The sequence below is a fragment of the Ruminococcus sp. RTP21198st1_G1_RTP21198_201120 genome (genome assembly GCF_040924265.1).
Classification (GTDB): Bacteria; Bacillota; Clostridia; order Oscillospirales; family Ruminococcaceae; genus Hominimerdicola; species Hominimerdicola aceti.
Genome location: NZ_JBCOMH010000009.1, coordinates 76,898 through 101,289, shown reverse-complemented (window position 1 = coordinate 101,289; position 24,392 = coordinate 76,898). Strand labels below are relative to the sequence as shown.

Here is a 24,392-nt window from a genome sequence, read left to right as displayed (position 1 = left end):
AAGTCAATGAATGATATTATTAATTTATAACAATATGAATATGGAGTTGATATTTTTGTTCTTTGCCGATTATCCTATCCTGGGAAACGAAAAGTCCCTGCCACTATATCTGCAAAATATGGGTCATCATCACTGTCAGGATCACATTATAAGACCCGAGGGCTATCACTATGACCAGATCCTCTACTGCACCAAAGGCAGCGGCACGCTTATCTTTGAGAATAAAGCCATTCCCATACCACATGATACCGCCATATTCATACCCGCTGAAACGCCCCACGAATACTATCCAGAAGAGGATATATGGGATATCCACTGGATAGTCCCATGCGGATATGCCGCCAATGATATCCTTACCCAGTTCGGCCTTACCGAGCTTAAAACCTTTCACCTCAGCGACACAAAAATGCTCGAGCATATTTTCCGCAAAATGCACAATGCTCTGCGAACCGACAGTATTTTCGGCAATTACAAAGCCTCTGGCTATTTGTATGATTTTCTTATGGAGTTTTACCGCCTTATCGCCTACAAAGACCCTGCCACGTCAGTATCCTCCGCCCTTATGAAAGCACTGGACTACATAAACTACAACTATTTTTCACCTATCACAATGGACGAGCTTTGCAGTGTGTCAGGAGTAACTAAACAGCACCTTTGTCTGCTTTTTCGCAAAAAACTCAGTATGCGTCCAATGGAATACATCGCAAAACGTCGTATCCAAGAAGCCAAAGCCCTGCTTACCGGTACAGAAAAAAGCATCGAGCAGGTAGCCGAGGAAACAGGCTTTTGCTCAGAAAGCTATTTCTGCAAGCTTTTCAAAAGATACGAGGGCATGACCCCCTCCGCTTTCCGCCAGATCAAATAACCACAAACAAAAAAAGAGCCGCCCAAAGGCAGCTCAATTATGCAGAAAAATTAGCCCTGCTCCTTCATCTTAGCGAAACACTCACTGCAGTAAACAGGTCTGTCCTCTCTTGGCTTGAAAGGAATAACAGCCTCGCCGCCGCAAGAAGCACAAGTTGCTGTATAAGTCTGTCTTTCAGACTTTGTAGCAGCCTTTCTTGCATCTCTGCAAGCTTTACATCTCTGTGGCTCATTTACGAAACCTTTCTCAGCATAGAACTCCTGCTCTCCTGCTGTGAAAACGAACTCGTTTCCGCACTCCTTACATACTAATGTCTTGTCTTCGTACATGGTTCTTACCTCATTACATAAAATTGTGCCTAGTCGGATTTGCACCGACACCTTTGAATAAACAACGCTCTGCTATTAAGCTATACGGCCATATTCCTATCTCAACAGTGATCTCAATTTCCGTCTGACTCTCTGCATTGCATTGTCTACCGCCTTTTCCGACGTGCCCAAGCCTAATGCTATCTGATTGTATGACATTCCTCTCAAAAACGATTGAAATACCTGCCACTCCTGCTCCGAAAGTGCAGAAGTGATCTTATCATAAAGCTCATTCAGCTCCTCACGCTCCACTACGACCTCCTCAGGTACAGTGCCACCGCCGCCAAGAATAGCCTCAAGGACAGCTTCCTCGCCGCCTGAAAGAAGTGCATTTCTGTGAACAGATGAAATGATCTTATTTTTTATACATTTTGTAGCGTAAGTTGAAAACTTCGCATTTTTGTCTTCACGATAGGTCCTAACCGCACCCAGAAGCCCCATAAGCCCCTCTTGGACAAGATCCTCGTGAACCTCGGCGCCATATTTTTTTGCCAGAAACTCCACCGTACAGATATATCTCGCAATAAGCTCACCGATAGCCGTTTTGTCACTCTGTGCATTTAGCACAAGCTGCTCATCTGAAAGCTTTTTCTGCTGATCCTGCCGATCGCCTCTCAAAAAATACCGCCCACCTAATCGTAGAAATTACCGCAAAGCCCCATTCTGATGCCACTGCGTAATGTTATAATACCATTTTAGACCATAAAAGTCAAGAGAATTGACGAAATCCGCCGTCCCTGTGAAAATATTTGTAACATACCACAGTTTTAAGAATGTATTCTTGTGATTTTCAACAAACAAAAAGTCAGCCGTGTCGAAATACACGGCTGACCGCAATTTACGCAACTTTGATGTTATACACGGCAGTATTTTGCTCTGCCATCGCTGAAAATATCCCCTCCGTGGCAATCGTCAGCCACAACAAGAGGAAAATCCTCAACGTAAAGTTTTTTCACAGATTCACAGCCCAGCTCCTCAAAAGCCACTACCTCACAAGACTTTATGCAGTTGCAGGCAAGTGCGCCCGCACCGCCTATAGCACAGAGATAGACCGCACCATTTCTTATCACGGCGTCCCTTACCTCTTGTGATCTCTCGCCCTTGCCGATCATTCCGCCCAATCCAAGATCAAGCAATCTCGGTGCAAACCTGTCCATTCTTCCTGAAGTGGTCGGTCCGCATGAACCGATAGGCTTTCCCTCAGGTGCAGGAGTAGGTCCGGCATAGTAGATAACGGCGTCTTTCAAAGGGATAGGAAGCTCCTTTCCCTCGTCAAGCAAAGCATTGAATCTTTTATGTGCAGCGTCCCTTGCAGTGTACACAACGCCCGAAAGCAATATCTTGTCACCGCATTTAAGCTCTCCGCTCACCGCTTTAAGCTCCTCGGAACGCACCTTTCTTATTTCCGACATGACAAACTATTATTCAGCGTCATCATCGCTTACAAGAGAAAGACCATCGTCAATAAGATCTCTTGCAGTGTTTACAGCACCGATACTATTGCCATACAGATCGTTAAGTGATGTAACGAGCTGCTGAACAGTTTCGCTCAGACTTGTGAATTGTGTCTTAACAGACTCTCTCAGATCAGCAGACTGTGCTCTGATGTTCTTAGCTTCGTTCTTAGCGTCGCTTACTACCTTTGCAGCTTCGGCATTTGCCTTTGATGTTACGTCAGCGGCTTCTGCGTTAGCCTTAGATGTAACAGCCTCAGCTTCAGCGTTAGCCTTAGAAGTTACCTCGGCAGCCTGCTTGTTTGCAGCACTTGTAACAGCTTCAGCCTCCTGCTTAGCGGCAGCTGTCATTGCGGCAGCACTTGACTTAGCTGTCTGAAGTGTAGTATCAGCCTCTGTCTGAGCATTTGTAACAAGCTTCTGTGCCTGTGCGTTTGCGTCAGCAAGAACCTGATCCTGAAGTTGCTTAGCTTCATCTTCCATCTGCTTAGCTGCCTTCTTAGCTTCCTGAACGACCTTATTAGCTGTGTTCTGAGCTTCCATGAACACGCTTCCAAGATCGAATGCAGGAGTGGCTGTGCCGGCATTAGCCTCAGCAGTTTCGAGCTTCTCTTTAAGATCCTCGATCTCCTGCTTCTGCTTTTCAAGCTCAGCGTCCTTTTCAGTTACCTGCTGCTCATAGTCAGCGATACGAACCTTCATTGTATCAGTATTAGCCATAAGCTCGGCTATCTTGTTTTTAGCCTCTTCTACCTTTTTCTCAAGTTCCTTCTTGCCCTCGAAGTCCTGCTTCTGAGCGCCGCCCTGCTTCTCAAGACGTTCGATAGTTTCGTTCTGGTCATTGACCTGAGCCTCAAGAGTATAAATTTTAGAAGTAAGGTCGTCTACATAAGCAAGAACGTCCTGCTTATCAAATCCGCCGACTCTAACCGTTCTTAAATAACCATTACTAGCCATTTCAATCCCTCCACATTAGTGATTATCTCTATTATACAATAAACCACGTTATTTTTCAACTGATTTAAGCCGTTTTCAAAAATTTCATTATTCCATACAAAATAGCAACTGAAATTTATACAAAATGTCTTAAAATCATATTTATCACAGAATAATTATATCAAATTTTCCGTAAGATTTCAAGTGCTTTTGCGAAAAATTTTCAATATCATGATAATTTTCTGAGAATACGAAAATCCCTTTAATTATGTAAACGTTTTCCGATTTTGGTTCAAACAAGGCGGACAGCGTAAACGCCGATCCGCCTTTGAAAGCATTATTACTTGTTCTTGAAGATATTGAAGATATCGTCGTAATAATTTGGATTATCAGCAGCCTTAACGCCAGCCTTGTGCATCGCTTCAGCGTCAGCCTTTGCGTCGTCAGCCTTCTGAGTAAAATTTGCAGTATATGTTGTCGCAGCCTTTGGTGCAGCAGCCTCAGGAACGTCATCTCTGTCAACAAAGTCAGCAGCGATAACAGTAACGTCCATAGCGTCCTTGGTATCAGGATTTGTACCGTTACCAAAAATGATCTCAACGTTATCGTCAGCAGCGTCTGCTATAGCAGCAGTAAGCTCGTCCATATCACTGATAAGGAGATCCTCGCTCATTGTAACGTTTACGATAAGTCTTCTCGCACCCTTGATAGAAGTTTCAAGCAGATCAGAAGAAATGACCTGATTGATGATATCCTGTACCTTATCCTTGCCCTCGCCGTGGCCGATAGCAATATGCGCTCTTCCTGCACCCTTAAGAATAGTAGTAACGTCAGCGAAATCAACGTTGATCTCATCATGTCTTGTAATGATCTCAGCGATAGCGATAACGTCTGTCTTAAGAACTTCATCAGCGATAGCATAAGACTGCTTCATAGTGAGGCGCATCTCGTTTGTGATAAGGTTCTGGTTAGGGATAACGATAAGAGCGTCAACGTGCTTGATAAGAGCCTCGATACCCTTTTCCGCTCTCTCCATTTTCTTAGCGCCCTCAAATTTGAAAGGCTTTGTAACAACTGCGATAGTGAGCTTGTCAAGTGACTGTGCGATCTCAGCAACTACAGGTGCAGCACCAGTACCTGTTCCACCGCCCATACCTGCTGTGATGAATACCATATCAGCGTCCTTGATAGCGTTCTCGATCTCGTCCTTGCTTTCCTGAGCGGAAGCCTCGCCGATCTCAGGCTTTGCACCTGCGCCCAGACCGTGAGTAAGCTTCTCACCTATCTGGATCTGTGTGTGTGCAGCTGACTTATGCAGTGCCTGAATATCAGTATTAACAGCGATATATTCAACATTTCCCTCGATACCGGCCTGTGCGATACAGTTAAGTGCGTTTCCACCGCCGCCACCGACACCGATTACCTTGATCTTTGCGCCTACGACTGGCTCTTCAACATACTCGTAACCCATAATAGAACTCCTCCTAAAAGCGAATTTTCATACTTCTCCGTATTTTTACATATCAATTTATCAAATCAAAAATAAAATGCAAAAAAGCCTATGTGCCGAATATGCACATAAATAGATACAATAATATATTATCATACTTTTGTCAAAAAGTAAAGAACTTAAATGAAACCATTATAAACTTTTTATTAATTATCAATAAAACGACTGATTTTTCAGTTTCATTTGTGTATACTATACAATTAGTTATCCTGACCCCTACCAATCTGTGTTCGTCTGATCGTCCACATAGCCGTTGTCAGCATATCCATTGTCGGTATAGCCCTGATCACCGCCGTTATCATATTCCCAGTCGGTGTTTCCGTTCTCGTTTGTCCACTGATCTGTGCCTGCATTGTCAGCATCATCATTGCCGTCCCATGCGTTGGTATCGTCGCTGTAGCCTTGGCTATCGTCCCCTGACCATGAGTTATCACCGTCCCATGTGTTGCCGTCATCAATATTAGTATCAGCCGATACCGCACTGCTGCTGTCATCTGGCTTTGCAGAGCTTGTGTCGTCAGGTTTTGACGACTCGTCCTGCGATTTCGGAATAGCCGAAATGCCGCTGTCAGCACCATTGTAAATAAGCGTACCCTCGTAATCGTCAGTAATGCTCTTGTCAATTACCGCCTTAAGATATGTAAGCTTGTATTCCATATCCACTGAGCTTCCAAGCTTTATTTCAAGCCTGCCGTCATACATAAGCTTGATATCCGAACGGGTGGTCAGGTCAATAGAGTCTATATTTTTAAATTTCAGATCATGAAGATCATTCAGAAGCTCTTTAAGGATATCCGCCTTAAATGAATCCTCAGAAGCAAGCTTGTCGCCCTGACTAAGGCTTTTAAGCTCAAAGCCCTTTATAACAGGTATATCCCCTGTCGGAGCAGGATTTTTCGTTTCAAGTATCTTTCCCGAAGTAGACAGCACATAGTATGAATTTTTATACTCGATATCAGCCGCCTTTTCGGCCTCTGTGCAGGTTATAACAAGTGTTGACGGAAATTTCTTTGTGACCTTGACATCATCAAGATACACAAGAGTATCTTTCAAACGCTTTTCAACTATATCCGTATTCGTCCTCACAAGGTTTTGTCCCGTTGAAACGCCGCCCACGCCAAGGATCTGATCCTGCTCGTAAAGGGTAACGCCCTCTATTTTTATCTCCGACACATTAAAAAACAAAAACATACTCAGCACCAGCAGCAGCGCCGCAGCCGCAAAAAAGCTGGCAACATACACATTGCGCATATTCACTGTCTGCCGACGTGCCGCAGGCCGCTGTGAGTTCATTCTGTTTTCCTTGTAAGTTCCGTTCATTTTTCTCTTTCCTAACTGCTAGTAATTTACACGTTTTATGTTTCCTCCCAGAAGCGTAAAAGCATTTTCAATGCAGTCATAGCCCCTGTCCATAAGCTTTATATTAGTGAGAGATGTTTCTCCCTCTGCCGAAAGCGCCGCCACAGCTAACGCCGCACCGCCTCTAAGGTCAGGCGCACGGACTTTTGCTCCGTAAAGCTCCTTCACGCCCTCGATGACAGCCACTTTTCCCTCTGTCTTTATATCCGCACCCATTCTCACAAGCTCGTCAACATGGCGGTAGCGGTTTTCAAAAATATTTTCCACCACCACACTGGTGCCTTTTGCCTTAGCAAGTGCCGCCGTGACTATCGCCTGAGCGTCCGTAGGGAATCCCGGGTAAGGCATAGTCCTCACCGTCCGCACAGCTCTTAGCTGTTTAGGCGCTTTTATAAATATCCTGTCCTCATATAGAAATACCTGACAGCCCATTTGCTCAAATATAGGTATGACCGCACGGATATCCCCTGCCCTTGCCCCAAGCAGACCTATCTCACCGCCTGTTGCCGCAGCCGCGCTCATAAAAGTCGCCGCAACTATCCTGTCGGGCATGACAGAGTATTCACAGCCGTGTAGCTTTTCCACACCGCTTATTGTTATCGTTCCGCCCCCTGCGCCGCTTATCTTTGCACCGCAGCAGTTCAGAAACTCCGCAAGATCGCATATCTCAGGCTCTCTTGCCGCATTGTATATCACCGTGTCGCCCTTTGCCAGAACAGCCGCAAGCATGATGTTCTCAGTCGCTCCTACAGAGGGGAACGAAAGGTCTATCCTAGCCCCTCTAAGCCCTCTCGGGCAGGTGCAGCTAAGCACGCCATACTCCTCGTTTATCCTGACACCCATTTTTCTAAGTGCGCACAGGTGCATATCTATAGGTCTCGGACCAAGCTCACACCCTCCCGGGAATGACAGCCTGCATTCACCTGTTCTTCCAAGAACAGCTCCCAGAAAAACGATAGACGAACGCATCTCTCTCATAAGCTCATCTGGCACAAAGGTCTTTACAGCACCCCTTGCGTCCACAGTAACACAGCCGTCCTCACGGCTGCACCTTGCCCCAAGCACTGACAGAATGCGACAAGCCGCAAATACGTCCGAAAGTGCAGGACAGTTATGTAGCCTGATCTCTCCGTTTATAAGAACACACCCTGCCAGCAGCGGCAGAGCTGCGTTTTTTGCTCCCTGAACGGTTATCTCTCCGTTCAGCCTGCTTCCTCCCTGAATGATAAGCCGTTGCATAAGCGTCGCTCCTTTTAAGGTTTTGACTTATCTTATGCAGGACCGCCCATATAGGTTAAAGCTATTTGTTGATATATATCTCTGTAGCGTTTGAAACAGGCATAAAAGCAGGCAAACAAGGCAGATAGAAGTCCTTGCCTATCTTCTTTTTCATATCCTTAGTTGAAAGTATCATGCCGGTAACGCAATCGTCAAACGTACTATCGTCCATATCAGTGATATTCACAAGTATCCTTACAGTGACCTCCTTGCTGGAAAACGGAGGAACAGTGTCGCCTATGACCTCGCCGTCGCTGTTTGTTGTAACGCTGGTCGCATAGCATACCGCGTTGTCATATTCAGAAGAAACATGGCTGATCTCATACTGCGGTATCTTTATCTCAAAAGGAGACGGGTTTTTGATATTGAACACTATATCTGCAAAACGGTAGCTTGAACTCAACTCAGAACCAAAAGCTTCTTCGTTGTATACAGAATAATTTGACAGCGCATATGTTTTAAAATCCGTCATACCCATTGTTTTGAACACGTTGTCGTCATATCTAACCACGCTCTTGTCTGCGTCGTTGAAAAACAGCGGTGGGAAGAAGAACACCATAAGCACAAGCACGATAATAACAGCCACAACTGTCTTTATTATCTTGCTACGCTTTACATATGAATCTCCCACCTTTACTCCCTTGCTAAGACCTGTCGCCGCCTGCGCAGGCATAGCCGCAGCGTCCTCAAGGAAATCGTCCTCATCGTCCTCTTCCTTGTGCTTGGTAGGGTCATCGTAAGTCTTTGTGGCACGGTCGAACTCCCCTGCCTTGTTGAACTTTTCTCCGTCAAAAATCTCGTCGGCGGTGCGGTTCACTCCGCTGCCCTTGAACTTTTTATCTGACAGCTTTTTTATCTTGTCAACATCAGGCACTTCAATGCTGTCCATTGAAGCCCTCTTGTTATACTGTCTGTAATTCTTATCCATTATTTTATCCCCTTAAATTTTACGTTCCTTATCCCTTAATAAGCGGCTCTAAAGCCTTGAATATCCTGTCCTCAGTATCGGCAACATGAAGCTTTGCAGCGTTTTCCGAGCACTGTCTGAGCTTCTCAGGGTCTTCTATAAGTCCCTTTACAGTATCAATGAAAAGCTTTTCCGTCAAGTCTTTTTCTTCGATAACAAAGCCTGCTCCTGCGTTTTGCAATACCATGCCGTTGTAATACTGGTGATTTTCAGCCACCATAGGCGACGGGATAAGCACAGAAGCTCTGCCCATTGCTTCAAGCTCCGCCAGCGAAGCTGCTCCGCACCTTGATATAACAAGGTCAGCCGCAGCCATTGCCACAGGCATATTGATATAATCCTTTATGATACGTCTGCTGTTGTTGATATCTATACCCATAGCCTTCAGCTTTTCAGGATAGTCCTTATAGCCCTGATAAGTGCCGTAGGAATGTATATGACACACCTTAACATCATTGTCCTGATACCATTTCAAAAGCTTTGCGATATTCTCATTAAGCACTCTCGCACCCAGACTTCCGCCTGTTGAAAGCACACATATTTCATTTTCATCAAAGCCAAGCTGTTTTTTAGCCTCCGACTTTGACATGGTGTTGAAAGCTCCCCTTACAGGCAGACCTGTCACCACCGTCTTAGCATTTTCGGGCATATACTTTTCTGCCTCTTTCACAGTGAGCATAACAACGTCCGCAGACTTTGCAAGTATCTTGTTTGTCACGCCCGGAAAAGCGTTCTGCTCGTGAATAGCCGTCTTTATGCCCATTTTAGCGGCTTTTCTAACTATAGGTCCTGAAACATATCCTCCGGTTCCTATAACAAGATCAGGTCTTGCTTCCTTTATTATCTTCTTTGCAGTGCTTCCTGACTTTACAAGACACCCTGCCGCATGGATATTTCTTTTGAGATTTACCCAGTTAGGCTTTCTCTGAAAGCCCTCTATCTTTATAGGATAGAACTTATATCCTGCCGCAGGCACGAGCCTTGCTTCAAGCTTTTCAGGATTTCCCGCAAAGCTTATCTCAGCGTCAGGATAATGTTTTTTTATGATCTCCGCAATGGCAAGAGCAGGATTTACATGACCTGCCGTACCTCCGCCTGCAAGTAAAACTCTGAGCATAGAACTAATACCTCTTTACTTTTTTTTGATGCACTGACGTGAAACGTTTAGCATGATACCCATTTCTGCAAGCTGTATCATCAGTGCAGTACCGCCGTAGCTGAAAAACGGCAGTGAAATACCCGTGTTAGGGAAAGCGTTGCAGGCTACCATAATGTTGAAAAGCGCCTGCGAGCCTATCTGTATTGTTATACCAGCCGCAAGAAGCATACCGAAACGATCCTTGCTTCTTGAAGCGATCATGAAGCCCTCGATTATAAAAAGCACAAACAGCAGTACCACTACCATTGCACCCACGATGCCAAGCTCCTCGCAGATAATAGCGAAAACGAAGTCGTTTTGTGACTCAGGCAGATAGTATTTTTGCCTTGACTCTCCAAATCCAAGACCGAACCAGCCGCCCGAGCCTATAGACAGCAGGGATTCATAAGTCTGAAAAGTCGTTCCGCTAGGGTCAGACTCAGGATTTTTCCAGCTCTGTATACGCTCTGAAATATAAGAAAATCCCGACCCTGACGCCATTTTATATATCAGCAGCAGCACCCCGAAAACAGCACACACACCTATGAACTTCCAAAAAGTCTTTTTCGGCATACCGCTTATGAACATCATAGACACGCCTATGATACCCACCAGCATTACCGCCGACATATGCCTCTGTAAAACAAGCACCAGTGCCACCGCACCCATTATCACCGTAAACGGTATAACGCAGAATTTCCAATCCTTGAACTTAGGATAATTCACCGACATTATGTATGCGAAAATAATAATGAACGTTACCTTCAGAAGCTCCGACGGCTGAAAGCTGATCGGACCTATTTGTATCCAACGCCTTGCACCGGCAACGTCTATTCCGAAAAAAGCTGTATAAAACGTAAGAAGATATGTGGCGATAAACGCAATATATGCTATCTTAGTGTTCTGAAAGAAGTGATAATCAAGATAGCTCGTGGCAAACATGAGAAGAAGACCAAGTCCGGCAGACTTGAGCTGGCTCACCAGATAATAATATCCATCGTTATATTCACTCAGACCCCACGCATAGCTTGCAGAAAACATCATCAGAAGTCCGAATACAAGCAACACCATTACAAGAATGAAAAACGGCTTGTCTATCTCCGTAAGTATAAATCTGAATCTATGTTTTCTTTTTGCCTGTGCCACAGGTTGTTTAAGAGGAACGTGACTATTATACACTATGCTTCCGTCACGTTCACGTCTAGGACCTCTTATAGCCAAACAAACAACCTCCCAACAAAATCTCTATATGAAAAACTTTCCCGAATATATCAAAAACGCTATCGCCGCCGCAGCCCCTGCCACAGATATCACAGCGAATATCCCGATCACGGAGTGATCCCCATGACCCTTTTTCTGCAAATGCTCATGAAGCGTGTAACCTTTCATAAGCAGCTTTTTTCTTATCTTAAAAACGATATACTGCAAAAGCCCACAAGCTCCGTCAACGACCACCGCCGCACCTGCCAGTAGGAAAACGAAATATTCTCCCGAAAGCAGCACCGCCATAGTCATAAGACCACCAAGCGCCAGCGCACCCGACTCGCCCAAATAAAGCTTCGCAGGACTGCACCCCCAAAAGAGAAAACCTCCTGCCGCACCCATTGTGCAAACAGCAAAAAGCTGAGCGGCGTCAGAGCCTGCCCCTGCCGCAAGACCGCTTGACAGCCCTGCCGAAAATATCAAAGCCGTTACAGCGCACAGCCCGTCAGTACCAGTGTCGGTCTTACCGCCTGCGCAATCGTGTATCTTCACCATGTTTATCCCCACTGTCATAAACAGCGGAAAAAGCGGATAAAAAAGCCTGCCGAACTGCACATAGCCCAAGTGAAAAGGCATAAGCACAGCCGTCTGCACTCCTCCGCAGTATCTAAGCCCCACGCATACACCAAGACATATAAGATACTCCATACATATCTTGTAAAAAGGCTTCATGCCTATGCCAAGCTTTTTCTCCTTAACATAGTCCTCTGAAAGCCCGATAGCCGTGAGCATCAAAACTCCGCCCAAAGCGATAAACACACGCCTTGAAAACTCTCCGTTCTCAAAACTCAGCACCGCCTGCGAGTCATAAAATATAACTCCCGTAACAATGCCGAATATAACGCAGAGCATTATGACAACTCCACCGAATTTCGGCTCAGAGCCGTCCTTTGCGAACCTGTCGCCTATATAAAAATCGAATTTGCCTGTTTTTATCCTGCGGAAATATGGTATGAACACTCTGCCGAGAACATATCCCAGCACCATTTCACACCCCAGTATCACCGCCTGCACGCTCCAACTCATTTTGTCAGTGCATTGAACACTTCTTCAAGCTTCATTCCTCTGCTTCCCTTGAAAAGCACAGCGTCGCCCTTTGCAACTACCTCTTTCAAAGCCGCCGCAAGGTCATCTCTGCTTTCAAAGTGCCTGCAATTTTCCTTTGCAAAGCCCTTTTTCTCAGCACCCTCTATATAGCACTTTGAGTCCTCGCCAAAGCAGTAAAGCAGGTCAGCCTTTGAAGCCGCAACATACTCTCCCACATTTCTGTGATAGGTCTTTGAGTTCTTGCCAAGCTCCAGCATATCTCCAAGCACGCAAATGCGCTTGCCCTCCGCCTGTGCCTGTGAAAGCACCGAAAGGCTCGCTTTCATTGAGTCAGGCGCAGCATTGTAGCAGTCAACTATATATGTAACTCCGTCAATGACGGTAACATTCTGTCTTAAACCCTCCGGTTTGAACTGAGCAATGCCCTTTACGATATCCTCAGGAGGAGTATCAAGCGCAAGACCCACACAGAACGCCGCAAGAGCGTTCTTTACATTATGCTCGCCCAAGCAGTTTATCTGGGCGGCTATTTTTCCGCCCTCATAGTTTATAGTAAATGTTATGCTGTTGTCAACAGTCTTAACACCGCTTGCATAAACATCGCAGTCCTTCTTTGATACAGAATAGTAATAAACCTTTCTGTCAGAATGTAACTGCACCCCTGCAAGCAATTTATCATCACGGCAAAGTATCAGCGGAGCGTCATAAGCCGCACCGTCAAGTATCTCAAGCTTCGCCTTGAGAATGTTTTCCTGCGTGCCGAGATTTTCAATATGTGAAATGCCGATGTTGGTTATAACAGCCACGTCAGGCTGACATGACATTGACATTCTCGATATCTCGCCCTGATGCGACATACCCATTTCGATAACAGCCGCCTCATAGCTGCTGTCAAGACCGAAAAGCGTCTGTGGCATACCTATCTCATTGTTGTGGTTGCCCTGAGTTTTCAGCGTCTTGTATTTCTGCGCCACAACAAGGGCTATCATATCCTTAGTGGTGGTCTTTCCCACGCTTCCTGTTACGCCAACTACCTTAACATCGAATTTAGACCTGTAGTATCCCGCAATGTCGAGCAATGCCCTTGCAGTGGAGTCAACGATCATACATCTTGCACCCTCCACAGGTCTTTCCGTAACAACAGCCTCCGCACCAAGCTCCATAGCCTTTGCGGCAAAGTTGTGTCCGTCAAAATTCTCACCCTTTAGTGCAATAAAAAGCGAGCCTGGCTTTATTGTTCTCGTATCGGTGGAGATATCGGAAATTTCAACGTCAGCAGGATAGCCGTAGCTTCCGTGAACCGCCGATATTATCTCCTGTAAGCTTAATTTTTCCATTTTAATTCTTATCCGCCAATTTCTCGGCAGTATCTCCTTTCCCTTATCTTATAAATATATCTTTATCGCAAAATCGCCCACAGCCGCTTTGCATATCACGGGCGAACACTGTTCACCCCTACATTTTTCTCTTATCTGCCCTCAGCTTCAAGCTCTTTAAGAGCGTCCGCAACGACTTCTCTCTCGTCAAAATGTATCTTCACACCACCTGCAAGTATCTGATAATCCTCATGACCCTTGCCGGCAAGCACGATGATATCGTCCTTTTCCGCATGATGTATAGCCCAGTGGATAGCCTCACGCCTGTCAACGATAGTTATGTAAGGGGTCGTCTTGCCCTCCAGACCTACCAGAACATCGTTTATGATATCCTGCGGATCTTCATTCCTCGGGTTGTCGGAAGTGACGATAAGAAAATCAGCATTGTCCGCCGCAGCCGCAGCCATAAGGCTTCTCTTTGAAGCGTCTCTGTTTCCGCCGCAGCCGAAAAGGCATTTCACCTTTCCGCTTGCACTGTTCTTTATAGCTGAAAGCACGTTCACAAGTGCGTCAGGAGTGTGAGCATAGTCGCATATAACAGTGAAATCTCTACCCGTCGGAACTATCTCCGCTCTTCCTCTTACGCCCTGCATTGTACCCAAAGCTCTGATAGTCTTGTCAACGTCAAATCCAAGGGTCTCACAGCAGGCTATAACAGCCAGTGAGTTTGAAACGTTGAAAAGTCCGGGCATATTGAATGAAACATTGTGCTTTATCTTTCCGTCAGTGAAAACATACTTCACACCGCTTGCTGAAAGCAGGATATCCTCTGCTCTGAAATCAGCCTTTGTACAGCATGAATAAGTTTTCGCAGGACAGCTTATCTCTTTGAGATACCTTCTGCCGTATTCATCGTCTATGTTGATGATAGCGTTGTCAGATATAGTGAAAAGTATCTTCTTAGCCTGATAGTAATTTTCCATCGTGCCGTGAACGTCAAGATGATCCTGCGTCAGATTAGTGAAAACGCCTACCTTATAATGACAGCCTGAAAGTCTTTTCTGCTCCAATCCCTGCGAGGAAGCTTCCATAACAACATAGTCGCACTTCTCATCAGCCATTTTTCTGAAAAGCTCATAAAGGTCATAAGGCTCAGGAGTCGTTCTTGCAGTAGGATAAACGTCGTCGCCTATCTCGTTCTGACAAGTGCCGATAAGACCAACCTTACAGCCGAATGAAGAAAGCACCTTCTTTATAACAGTTGTGATAGTCGTCTTTCCGTTAGTGCCTGTTACACCGATAAGAGTAAGCTCCTTTTCAGGGTGACCGAAAAATGCCGCACACAGCAGAGGGAAAGCCTCTCTTGTGTTCTCCACGATTATCTGACAGTCAAGCCCCAGATCTCTTTCGCAGACTACAACTGTACAGCCCTTTTCTATCATGTCCTTAGCAGCGTCATGTCCGTCAAAGGTCTTTCCTTTTATGCACACGAACATCGAGCCTGCCTTGACAGCCTTTCTTGTGTCGCTTGTGACGTCACTTATCTCCATATCAGGCAGAGAAGTTTTCGCAACGTCCTTTATGATATCATATAGTTTCATAATTATCATTCCTTATCATGGTTTCTTACTGTGAGCCTACCGAGGTCACTGCAAATGTTACCGACACAGCCGTTCCCATTGGAACGCTCTGTCCTGCTCCCACGCTCTGATCGGACTGTGCAACTGCACCCTCCTCCTCATAGCCTGAGCCTTCTGCCGTCAAGTTAAGACCATACATATCAAGCGTAGCCCTTGCCTGCTCCTTTGTAAGTCCTTTAAGTTCAGGCACCGTAACAGTTTCTTCCTTGGCGTTTGCTTCTGTGTAAAGCACGACCGATCCGCCATGCTCTATCTTTGCGGCAACAGGCGTCTGCTTAACAACAGTGTCGCCCTCGCCCTTGACCTTGACCTCAAGTCCAAGATCTTCAAGTGTCTTTTTGGCTTCCTCAACAGTATAATACTGAACGCTAGGTACTGATACCTGCAAGTCTGCAAGCTCGCTTTCGTCATACTCAGGGAAGATCCCCACATAAGGCAGAACGTCTGAAAGCACGTTCACGCATATAGGTGCTGCCACCTGGCTTCCGTAGAATTTCTCGCCCGTCGGGTGGTCTACCATTACGAGCATTACTATCTCCGGATCGTCGGCAGGAGCGAATGCACAGTATGAAGAAACATACGTCTGACCGGTTGAGTCCTCGTCTATTTTCTGTGAAGTACCCGACTTACCGCCTATCCTGTATCCCTTTATATAGCAGTTAGAGCCAGGCTGACCTTCAACAACGCCCTCGAGTATCTCTCTCATAGATGCTGAGGTGTCCTCAGAAATGACCTGACGTCTTACAACAGTGTCCATTTTCTTTACAATGTTGCCGTTCTCGTCAGTTATACTGTTCACTACCTGTGGTGTAACAAGATAACCGCCGTTTATAGCCGCCGAGTAAGCTGTTATCATCTGTATCGGCGTTACCTTATTTGTCTGACCGAATGAAGATGAAGCAAGCTGAACAGGGCCCATGTTGCTAAGCGGCATACTGATAGAATTTGATTCCGCAGGCAGGTCGATACCTGTCAGCTCGTTGAAACCGAACGCATTGTAATACTGACAGAACTTTTCAGAGCCAAGCTTCATGCCTATCTGAATGAATACAGGGTTACATGAGTTTAGCATTGCCTGGGCAAAATCCTGCGAACCGTGGTCGGTAGTTGACCAGCAGTGGAAAGTCGTGTCCTCCACCTGTATCTGAGTGCCGCAGCCAAAAGTATCATTAAGAGTGATAGCCTTTTCTTCCAAAGCCGAAGCACCTGTTATGACCTTGAATACAGAACCCGGATTGTATGTTTCTGAAACCGCCTTGTTCTTCCACTGAAGGGACCATGCGTCAAGCTGTTTCTGCTTGTAATCGTTTGAATCTTCATCAAGCCCCGCAAGCTCCGCCGCCGTTTTTTCATCGGAGATAGCCGCAGGCTCGTTAGGGTCATAAGGATCAGAAGTCGCCATTGCGTATATCTGACCTGTCTTAGGATTCATTATGATACCGCAGGCTCTGTCAGTAGGCTGATTTTCCTCAACTGCCTTTGCAAGCTCTTTTTCAAGGATATACTGAATGTTGGCGTCGATATTCAGATTAAGATCGTCGCCGTCTTGAGCGTCATAGCTCTGCTTGTATCTGTATGGTATCTCAGTTCCGTCGCTTGCCTTTGCAGTGATTATCCTGCCGTCAATGCCGCTGAGATAATCGTCATAGTAAGCTTCAAGACCATATATGCCGTTGCCCTCATAGTCCGTGTGACCAAGAACAACAGAAGCAAGAGTATTCTGCGGATAAAGTCGTCTTGTGGTAGGGTCGCACCTTACGCCGTCAATGCCAAGCTCCGTGAGCTTATCCTCGATAGCCGTGGAAACGGTCTTTTCCACCTCTTTTTTCAGCACGATGTACTGAGTATCCGTCTTAGTGAGTTTTTCTCTCACAGTGTTAGTGTCTATCTCAAGATTGAGTGCCAAAAACTCCACAAGCTCGTCAAGACATTCGTCCCCTGATTTCGTTGCGTCAAGTCTTTGCTGATATGTAGCCTTCTTGGACGCGTCGTCCTCTTTGGCTATATATCCTTTAAGCTCCTCTATCTTCTTGTCGTTGTCATCAAGCTTTTCTTTGAGCATAAGAGGGTCTGCATAAACAGTATAGACCGTTGCGCTCTGAGAAAGCACCGTTCCGTTTGAATCATAAATAGTGCCTCTTGACGCTGAAACAGCCGTGCTTTTAAGCTGCTGAGCGTTTGCAAGGGACTGCCACTTCTTGCCGTCCTTTATAGACACCGAAAAGATGGTCGCAACCGTATATATAAGTATCGCCGCCACAGGCAGGCTCAGCCAAATATTCAGACGTTGTTTCATTCTGGCACTTGGTCTGTCGGTCATAAATATCTCCTCTCAGGACATCACCGCACATACAAAATCTTCAATAAATTAGCATGATACGGCAAATATCGTATTTTCACACATACAAATTAATAGAACAAGAAAGCTAAGCACAAATATCTTGTCCCTAACTTTCCCCATAATTATTTTATTCACTAAGCCCCGATATATTCCAGAACAGAGCTGAACCAGTGTTTTATCTTAACGAACACATTGTCGTCCTCGGCCTTTACCACCTTTGCCACCGAGTCTGACTCCACAGTAACATACTCTATCTGAGATTTATCCAGCTTTTTAAGTCCCAGCTCATTCTCAGCATACTCCTCGACCTTTGACATATTGGTCTTCTGAGCAAGCTCTGACTGTAAACTTACATTCTCTCCCTGAAGCTGAGCAAGCTGTTCCTCCTGTCTGGTCTGCTCCGAACATAGGCTTGATATTTCGACTCTGCCGTATATCATCGTTCCAAGAACAACAGCCACCAGCAGACAAATGCCTATCACAGCTACTACCGATATGGTTTTCTGCTTTAGTGCAGGGTTTTTCTTATATTTTATGGCTCTCTGAGCCTCCGCCTCCTGAGCGTTGTCATAGGCACTGTAATCAAATGCCAAGTTATGTACCTTTGCCATTGCGGTAAAACACCTCTCACGATCCACGGGCAAGCCCGTTATTTACACATTCCCAATTTCACACAAATTTCACTCAGTCCTTGATCTTCTCGATCACCCTGAGCTTAGCGCTGCGGCTTCTGTTATTCTCCGCAAGCTCCTTTTCATCAGCCTCTATAGGTTTTCTGTTCACAAGCTTTCCCCTAGGCGTTCTTCCGCATATGCACTGAGGAAAATCAGGCGGACATATACAGCCCTTGCAGAAGCTCTGAAATCTCTGCTTTACCAATCTGTCCTCCAACGAGTGGAAAGTGATTATGCAAAGCCTGCCGCCCACGTTAAGACAATCGAATGCCTTGTCAAGAGCGATATTCAAATGTTCAAGCTCCTTATTTACCTCTATCCTGATAGCCTGAAAAGTCTTTTTGCAAGGGTTTTTCTCACGCCTTGCCTTCTGCGGAACTGCGCTTTTTATTATCTCGGCAAGCTCCATAGTTGTCTCTATCGGTTTTTGTTCTCTGTATTTTACTATCTTAGAAGCAATGCTTCTTGAAAACTTTTCTTCGCCGTACTCGAAAATTATCCTCGCAAGGCTCTGATAATCATATCCGTTCACAACGTCCTTGGCGGAAAGCCCCTCCCCTGACATTCTCATGTCAAGAGGCGCGTCATTGTGATAGGAAAAACCTCTCTCCGCATTGTCAAGCTGATAAGAGGAAACGCCCAGATCCATAAGAATGCCGTCAGCACCGCTTATGCCGAGCCTTTCAAATATCTCGTCTATCTCAGAGTAATTCCCTCTCACAACAGTCGCAGGATAGCCTGCCAACCGTTCAGTCGCAGTTTTCACCGCCTCGGGATCTCTGTCTATAGCCACAAGCCTGCCGCCCTTTTCGCCGTCAAGCCTTTTAGCGATCTCTCTCGAATGTCCTGCTCCTCCGGCAGTGCCGTCGCAGTAAATGCCGTCAGGTCGAATGTTCAAACCCTCCAAGCACTCATCAAGCAGTACGGGAATGTGGTTAAATTCCATTAAAAATCAAGCCCCTCCAGAGCTTCCATAAGCTCGTTATCATCAATGCTGCTGTTGAAATCGTCCCAGCGCTTTTTATCCCATATCTCACATCTGTCAGATACTCCGGCCACAACGATCTCCTTTTCAAGCCCTGCCACCTCTCTCAGTGACTGCGGAACAAGTATCCTGCCCTGCTTGTCAGGCTCGACCTCGCACGCCCACGCCATAAAGCTTCGCTGTAAAGCTCTCGCCTTAGCCATAGGCAGACTTCTGATCTTTTCGGCTCTTTTCTCGAAATCCTCAAGGGAATAAACGAACAGACAGCCGTCTATACCTTTAGTTACAATGAACCGCTCGCCGATAAGCTCTCTGAGCTTAGTAGGAAAAGTCATTCTTCCCTTAGCGTCCATAGTCTGATTGTAAGTTCCTTTAAGCAAGCACGCCAGCAAGCCGTTCACCTCCCTTGACCGAGTTAAGCAATGAAATGCCACATTTGAAGCACTCATCACCACTTTTTTGCACTTTTAACCACCGTACAATAATTATACACTATATTATAGAAAATTGCAACAGTAATATTTCCCAAAGTGAATTTTTGCAAGGGATTTTTCTTGGACACTTGGTCAATTTAAGAGAGATTTTAGGGGGATTTTGTAACCTTCGCCTTTTGATTTGTCACCGTCTTGTAATTTGTAAACTTTTAATTAATTTTACGTCATACAATATCTTGTGGTACTTTAAACATTTGCGCCTGTATAAAGATAGCAGATATTTCCGTGAAACTCCCATACATTCACATCGTATTGACCTTATAAAGTTATTGTAACACAACATATAGTATACGTCAATAGGTTTTGCGAAAAAAAGCACAATTATTTCTGACGCTGTGACAGAAAAAGCAAGAAGGGTGATGAACGGTAGAATATAGTGTCGCAAAAAGGTTAAAATTCGGTAACAAGGGAATTTGTTTTCTAATTTAATTATTACACTATCCGATTTTGTAAATTTTCATTGCTTAGATAAAGAAAATAAAGATTGAAGAGGAATGGAGCATGAGAGAGGGTTTTTAACGTTAAAACAGCCAAAAATAATAGTAAAATTGCACAAAACCGCAAAATAAAGTGGCAAAAAAGGCAACTGCAAGGGTAGAAATACAATATGCAGTAAAAAAGCGGACGCACCGGGGTGCGTCCGCCAAGCCTCAGTTATTTACTTGCAAAAATTCTCAATGTATCTGTCGATACACTGTGCCACGATCTCAGTAGCGTGTTCACGATCCTTAACATCATCGACCACAGTGTCCTTGTGTTCAAGTGCCTTGTATACCGAGAAGAAATGACACATCTCATCAAAAATGTGCTTAGGCAGTTCTGAAATGTCCTTATATATGTTGTATGTAGGATCATTGAGCGGAATGCAGATTATCTTCTCGTCAGCCGCACCATTGTCAAGCATGGAGATAACGCCTATAGGATAACAGTCAACCAAAGACAAAGGCGCAAGCGTTTCCGAGCAAAGCACAAGTACATCCAACGGGTCGCCGTCCTCTGCATACGTCCTAGGGATAAAACCATAGTTTGCAGGATAGTGGGTCGATGTGTAAAGTATCCTGTCCATTCTCAGAAGGCCCGTGGTCTTGTCAAGCTCGTATTTTACCTTTGAGCCTTTTGGTATCTCTATTACCGCCGTGAATTTTTCCTTTGTTATCACCTTTGGTGAAATATCGTGCCAGATGTTCATGTACATTCCTCCTGTATTTTCATTCAGCTTCGTACATACCCTCAGACTTTAGATTTTCAGGTATGTCAAAAACCGTTTCGCCGTCCGCCTCAACGCATGAGATACAACCGGCGTTGTCCTCGTTTATCAAGTCCCACAGTGTTACAACTTCATCTTCACCCACAACGTCTATCCCAAGCCTATCAAAAAGCTTCTCAAGCTTCTTTGGATTGCGTGAGTATATCTGAAATTCCTGATAGTCTGTGAAATATATCTCCTCGTCATTCTTGTGCGAGCCAAATCCAAATCTCGATACTCCGTCATTTACAAGCACAGTGCCGTAACGCTTCATTATAGCAAGGGCGACCTCTTTCGTGCAGTTATCAAGATAATAGGTCTTGTATCCATCTCTCTCGCTGTCAGGAAGCTCCAGAAAGAAGAATATAGGTTCAGCGAGCTTCTCTATCACACCGCAGGCGACCTTCGCCATGATGTCACAACTCAGCACACCCCTTATATTATCCCCCTGAATGTGGCAGCAAGACCGCAGTTTTTCCGCTCCGCCCACAGATACGCCCTGACAGAGGGTAAAATTATCTTCCATAATATCCTCCGTAAAATAGTTTTATTACCAATAGTATAAACCATTTTCGCAGATATTTCAAGTATAACCTATGAATTTACATTAAAAGTTTACGGCAGTACAGCCTTTCAGCCATACCGCCGCTGGAAATCACAAAATTCAGAAAAAGAACAGCGTTCTCACGCATATTTCGCAAACAGCCTGTTACTTGCCTCTCTGCTCAATAATGCCGATCATCTCGCCCACATCTTTCATACCCGAAACTTCGCCCATTTTGAACCTCATCTTGAACTCGTCCTCCACCGCACCGATAAGAGTGATATGCTCGATAGAGTCCCAATCCTCGATATCATCAGCCGTGGTGTTCTCGTCCACCTCCAAAGTATCATCATCAAAAACATCTCTGAAAACATCATCAAGTCTTTCAATTATCTCGTCCTTGCTAAGCATAATGCTCCTCCTTCACCTTTATAACAGTATTTTTATCCTCATACCCCTCAACTAAAAGCCGCCAAGCCGTGTTGCCCTCTTCGTCCTGAGATATCTTCTCAAAGCCGAAGCTTTCATAAAGCCCTGCCACCATTTTATTTTTCGCCGTAGGGTAATAATGCCCGTATATCTCTCTTATGCCACGCTTTTTCGCCTGTGCCACCAGACTATCCAGCATAGCAAGCTCCATATCCCTTTTCAGCACACGGCATGACATCAGCCAAAGCTCGATATCAAGCCTGCCCTTGTCCTCGCTGTCTGTCTTTCCGATAGTCACCGCCACAACGCCGTTGTCACCGAATTTGTCATAAAGCTTTCCATACAGCCTTATGTATTCATCAGAGTTATAGACCGCCTCCATTTGCTCCGCAGTGTATCTCTTTGTAGTGAGATTGAACTGATTGCTCTTGTTGGTGAGCTGAGTTATCCTTTGCAGATACAAAGGTGAAAAATCCCCTATCTCTGCCGTCATTTCAAGACTCAAAAGATAATCATGATAATCCGCAAACCTGCTCTGCGCCTTTGCACGCTGAGCGTTCGCCCTGTACATATCATTGCGTTTGAGGTCGTCCTCCGACAGCGTAACAGTTTCAAAATATCCCGAACGGTCAAGCACTCTTATGTAGTCCGTGACCTCCCCTATCTCAGGCACAGCCGTTCCCCCAAGCTGTCCCCTGACTATCTCCCTCTCCGCAGGGTTATCGTCCACAAAAACAAACGCCTCAGAAAGAATGTTAAGCTCCTCCGCTGTGTCAACGATATTTTTGTCCTTTGGCAGCCAGTTGGCTTTTATCGCCACAAAATCATCAGGCCTTAGCACGCCCTCAGGGTGGGAAAGCCCAGCCAAAGCGTTCTCTTCCTCGTTTTTGGAGCATACCGTCAAAAGCACGCCCAAGTCCTTGTGCGCCTTAACATACTGCTGAAACTCAAAATAAGCCATTGCCTCAGCCGTTTCCTTGCCTATCTCGAGATTTTCCACACCGTCGTCACCAACGATGCCGCCCCAAAGAGTGTTGTCAAGGTCAAGAGCCAGCGCCTTTTTGTTCTTGCCAAAGATAGCCTTTATAATATTCGCCACCTGAAAAGCCAGCTCAGGTATAGCCTCGATATTGAGAGCATATTTGTAGAGATACCAATACTTCGGCTCGCTCCACTTTTCAAGCCCATATGCCGCTGACAGCCAGTTTATATCATTGAGATAAACCTCCGGTCTCTGGGCTATCCTGTCATACAAAGCCGAATTGAGCCTTGTGACGAAGTTCACCTTTCCACGCCTGTCGGAAGCGTCCATGTTTCCCATAAGGCGGAAAAACGGAAGCTCAAAATTGTTCTGTATCACAGGACAGCCGAAATGCTCTTTCACTCCGTCCCAAGCCTGAGAAAGCCTGTCAAGCTCAGCGTTCAACCCCTGCTCTATCTCCTCTTCACCCGACCTGGGGGTAGGTGAAAAGCTGAGGTTTCTAAGGCTCGTGTGTATATAAACGATATCAGGTTTAAAGCGGTCAAGCTCCTCGTTTGAGAACACAGCGTCCTGCCAGAACTGTCCGTATTCCGATCGATAGAACTCACATTCAAAGCCCATGTCAAGCAAAAACAGCTCCAATACCGACACGATATCGTCCGTAGTCGAGCCGCCCAGCACAGCCACCCTCTTTTTCAGCCGCACCGCTCCGTCGCCCAAAAGCTGCCTTTTCAGCGACCTTTTCTTTTTCATTATAAACCCATTGTCAAATGGATACTCCAACTCTTTCATTCTTTTTTACCTTCTCTTAAATAACTCTCAGCCCCTATGAGCCTGTCACTTCTTCCTGCTGTACCTAAAATCGCAGTATGGTGCACCCTCAGCAATAGTTCCCGTCCTAACGAGTTTCATGTTCATCATGTCCGCCAGCACAAAATCCATTCTGCATATGTAAGCCGCCAGCTCAGGACACCCCTCGTCCTTGCAAAGCTTGCACGCCCCACATTCGTGATAATCATACCCAAGGTCATATTCACCATTGCCCGGCAGTATGTCCACCACCCAGTCGTTTTCATATAACCTCTTGTGACTGTCCTCCGACCATTTCAAACGCCCCGGCATCTTCTTAGGGTCAAGATAACTGTCCACATCACCCATTACCTTGTGAAAAAGCTTTGAAGCGCAAAGCCCGTCACGGAATATCTCAAAATTCTCCTGCGCAGACTTCCCGGTGCTCCTGTTCATGGCAATGTAATAGCTCGCCATAATGTACGAACTCAAAAGCTTTGACTTACCAATATTCTTAGCCCTCGCAACTATCTTCCCATGTTCTTCCTCTATCTTCTTAGCCACCTCTTTAGGAAAGCCTCTCCTTTTAAGCTCCGCCTTTACCACACTGTGATAAAAGTGAAATATCATCTTCACACTAAACGTATTTTCCATATTTTCACCTTTCTATCCGTTAAACAACACCAACTCTATTCCCGATTATCCATATTGTAAATAACGCAAGCAAACCCGGTTATCACCGCAAACAGTATCGCACCGCCCATTTC

23 protein-coding genes are annotated in these 24,392 nt (G+C 45.5%); 1 reads left to right on the top strand and 22 read right to left on the bottom strand.

Annotated features, from left to right (window positions below):
• The first annotated feature begins 55 nt into the window (after positions 1-55).
• On the top strand, positions 56-865 hold the full coding sequence (locus AB5627_RS07560; RefSeq protein ID WP_022288364.1) for an AraC family transcriptional regulator: 810 nt from the start codon (positions 56-58) through the stop codon (positions 863-865).
• Between the two features lie 50 nt (positions 866-915).
• Here AB5627_RS07560 and AB5627_RS07555 read toward each other — a convergent pair whose 3' ends face one another.
• The 22 genes from AB5627_RS07555 to AB5627_RS07450 form a co-directional block, all read right to left on the bottom strand.
• Positions 916-1,194: a zinc-ribbon domain containing protein gene (locus AB5627_RS07555; RefSeq protein WP_022288363.1), complete on the bottom strand. Its 279-nt coding sequence runs from the start codon at positions 1,192-1,194 to the stop codon at positions 916-918.
• A gap of 96 nt (positions 1,195-1,290) precedes the next feature.
• On the bottom strand, positions 1,291-1,851 hold the full coding sequence (locus AB5627_RS07550) for a sigma-70 family RNA polymerase sigma factor (RefSeq protein WP_265290860.1): 561 nt from the start codon (positions 1,849-1,851) through the stop codon (positions 1,291-1,293).
• A 236-nt stretch (positions 1,852-2,087) separates the two neighbouring features.
• Positions 2,088-2,645: a FumA C-terminus/TtdB family hydratase beta subunit gene (locus AB5627_RS07545; protein ID WP_022288361.1), complete on the bottom strand. Its 558-nt coding sequence runs from the start codon at positions 2,643-2,645 to the stop codon at positions 2,088-2,090.
• Between the two features lie 9 nt (positions 2,646-2,654).
• Entirely contained in the window at positions 2,655-3,644 is a 990-nt protein-coding gene (locus tag AB5627_RS07540) for a hypothetical protein (RefSeq protein WP_022288360.1), read from the bottom strand.
• 319 nt (positions 3,645-3,963) lie between these two features.
• The gene (gene ftsZ / locus AB5627_RS07535; RefSeq protein ID WP_022288359.1) at positions 3,964-5,094 is read right to left on the bottom strand and encodes a cell division protein FtsZ; all 1,131 of its coding nucleotides are present in this window, start codon (positions 5,092-5,094) and stop codon (positions 3,964-3,966) included.
• 255 nt (positions 5,095-5,349) lie between these two features.
• Positions 5,350-6,453 carry a cell division protein FtsQ/DivIB gene (locus AB5627_RS07530; RefSeq protein ID WP_022288358.1) on the bottom strand — a complete coding sequence of 368 codons (1,104 nt, stop codon included), beginning with the start codon at positions 6,451-6,453 and terminating at the stop codon, positions 5,350-5,352.
• Between the two features lie 18 nt (positions 6,454-6,471).
• The gene (gene murA / locus AB5627_RS07525) at positions 6,472-7,731 is read right to left on the bottom strand and encodes a UDP-N-acetylglucosamine 1-carboxyvinyltransferase (protein ID WP_195220527.1); all 1,260 of its coding nucleotides are present in this window, start codon (positions 7,729-7,731) and stop codon (positions 6,472-6,474) included.
• Positions 7,732-7,792: 61 nt separating this feature from the next.
• Positions 7,793-8,698 carry a hypothetical protein gene (locus AB5627_RS07520; protein ID WP_278643213.1) on the bottom strand — a complete coding sequence of 302 codons (906 nt, stop codon included), beginning with the start codon at positions 8,696-8,698 and terminating at the stop codon, positions 7,793-7,795.
• 28 nt (positions 8,699-8,726) lie between these two features.
• Positions 8,727-9,854, bottom strand: coding sequence for an undecaprenyldiphospho-muramoylpentapeptide beta-N-acetylglucosaminyltransferase (gene murG / locus AB5627_RS07515; RefSeq protein ID WP_278643212.1), 1,128 nt, complete (start codon positions 9,852-9,854; stop codon positions 8,727-8,729).
• A gap of 15 nt (positions 9,855-9,869) precedes the next feature.
• A complete protein-coding gene (locus AB5627_RS07510) occupies positions 9,870-11,096 on the bottom strand; it encodes an FtsW/RodA/SpoVE family cell cycle protein (RefSeq protein ID WP_368369766.1) in 1,227 nt (408 codons plus the stop codon).
• A 24-nt stretch (positions 11,097-11,120) separates the two neighbouring features.
• A complete protein-coding gene (locus tag AB5627_RS07505; protein WP_368369765.1) occupies positions 11,121-12,143 on the bottom strand; it encodes a hypothetical protein in 1,023 nt (340 codons plus the stop codon).
• Between the two features lie 17 nt (positions 12,144-12,160).
• Positions 12,161-13,522 carry a UDP-N-acetylmuramoyl-tripeptide--D-alanyl-D-alanine ligase gene (murF, locus tag AB5627_RS07500; protein ID WP_368369764.1) on the bottom strand — a complete coding sequence of 454 codons (1,362 nt, stop codon included), beginning with the start codon at positions 13,520-13,522 and terminating at the stop codon, positions 12,161-12,163.
• Between the two features lie 131 nt (positions 13,523-13,653).
• On the bottom strand, positions 13,654-15,102 hold the full coding sequence (locus tag AB5627_RS07495; protein ID WP_117859042.1) for a UDP-N-acetylmuramoyl-L-alanyl-D-glutamate--2,6-diaminopimelate ligase: 1,449 nt from the start codon (positions 15,100-15,102) through the stop codon (positions 13,654-13,656).
• Positions 15,103-15,127: 25 nt separating this feature from the next.
• Positions 15,128-17,461 carry a penicillin-binding transpeptidase domain-containing protein gene (locus tag AB5627_RS07490; RefSeq protein ID WP_368369763.1) on the bottom strand — a complete coding sequence of 778 codons (2,334 nt, stop codon included), beginning with the start codon at positions 17,459-17,461 and terminating at the stop codon, positions 15,128-15,130.
• 155 nt (positions 17,462-17,616) lie between these two features.
• Positions 17,617-18,093 (bottom strand): cell division protein FtsL, encoded by a 477-nt coding sequence (locus AB5627_RS07485; protein WP_022288349.1) that lies wholly within the window; start codon positions 18,091-18,093, stop codon positions 17,617-17,619.
• Positions 18,094-18,166: 73 nt separating this feature from the next.
• The gene (gene rsmH / locus AB5627_RS07480) at positions 18,167-19,102 is read right to left on the bottom strand and encodes a 16S rRNA (cytosine(1402)-N(4))-methyltransferase RsmH (protein WP_022288348.1); all 936 of its coding nucleotides are present in this window, start codon (positions 19,100-19,102) and stop codon (positions 18,167-18,169) included.
• Positions 19,102-19,521, bottom strand: coding sequence for a division/cell wall cluster transcriptional repressor MraZ (mraZ, locus tag AB5627_RS07475; RefSeq protein ID WP_256320806.1), 420 nt, complete (start codon positions 19,519-19,521; stop codon positions 19,102-19,104). The genes rsmH and mraZ overlap by 1 nt, the downstream gene beginning before the upstream one ends.
• 772 nt (positions 19,522-20,293) lie before the next feature.
• Positions 20,294-20,824, bottom strand: a complete 531-nt coding sequence (locus AB5627_RS07470) for an inorganic diphosphatase (RefSeq protein ID WP_038670519.1) — start codon at positions 20,822-20,824, stop codon at positions 20,294-20,296.
• Between the two features lie 19 nt (positions 20,825-20,843).
• Positions 20,844-21,407: a hypothetical protein gene (locus AB5627_RS07465; RefSeq protein ID WP_022288345.1), complete on the bottom strand. Its 564-nt coding sequence runs from the start codon at positions 21,405-21,407 to the stop codon at positions 20,844-20,846.
• Between the two features lie 183 nt (positions 21,408-21,590).
• Positions 21,591-21,836, bottom strand: coding sequence for an acyl carrier protein (locus tag AB5627_RS07460; protein ID WP_022288344.1), 246 nt, complete (start codon positions 21,834-21,836; stop codon positions 21,591-21,593).
• Entirely contained in the window at positions 21,829-23,628 is a 1,800-nt protein-coding gene (locus AB5627_RS07455) for an HAD family hydrolase (RefSeq protein WP_022288343.1), read from the bottom strand. Before AB5627_RS07455 ends, AB5627_RS07460 begins: the two co-directional genes overlap by 8 nt.
• Positions 23,629-23,673: 45 nt before the next feature.
• A complete protein-coding gene (locus AB5627_RS07450) occupies positions 23,674-24,279 on the bottom strand; it encodes an L-2-amino-thiazoline-4-carboxylic acid hydrolase (protein ID WP_302837650.1) in 606 nt (201 codons plus the stop codon).
• Positions 24,280-24,392: the final 113 nt, after the last annotated feature.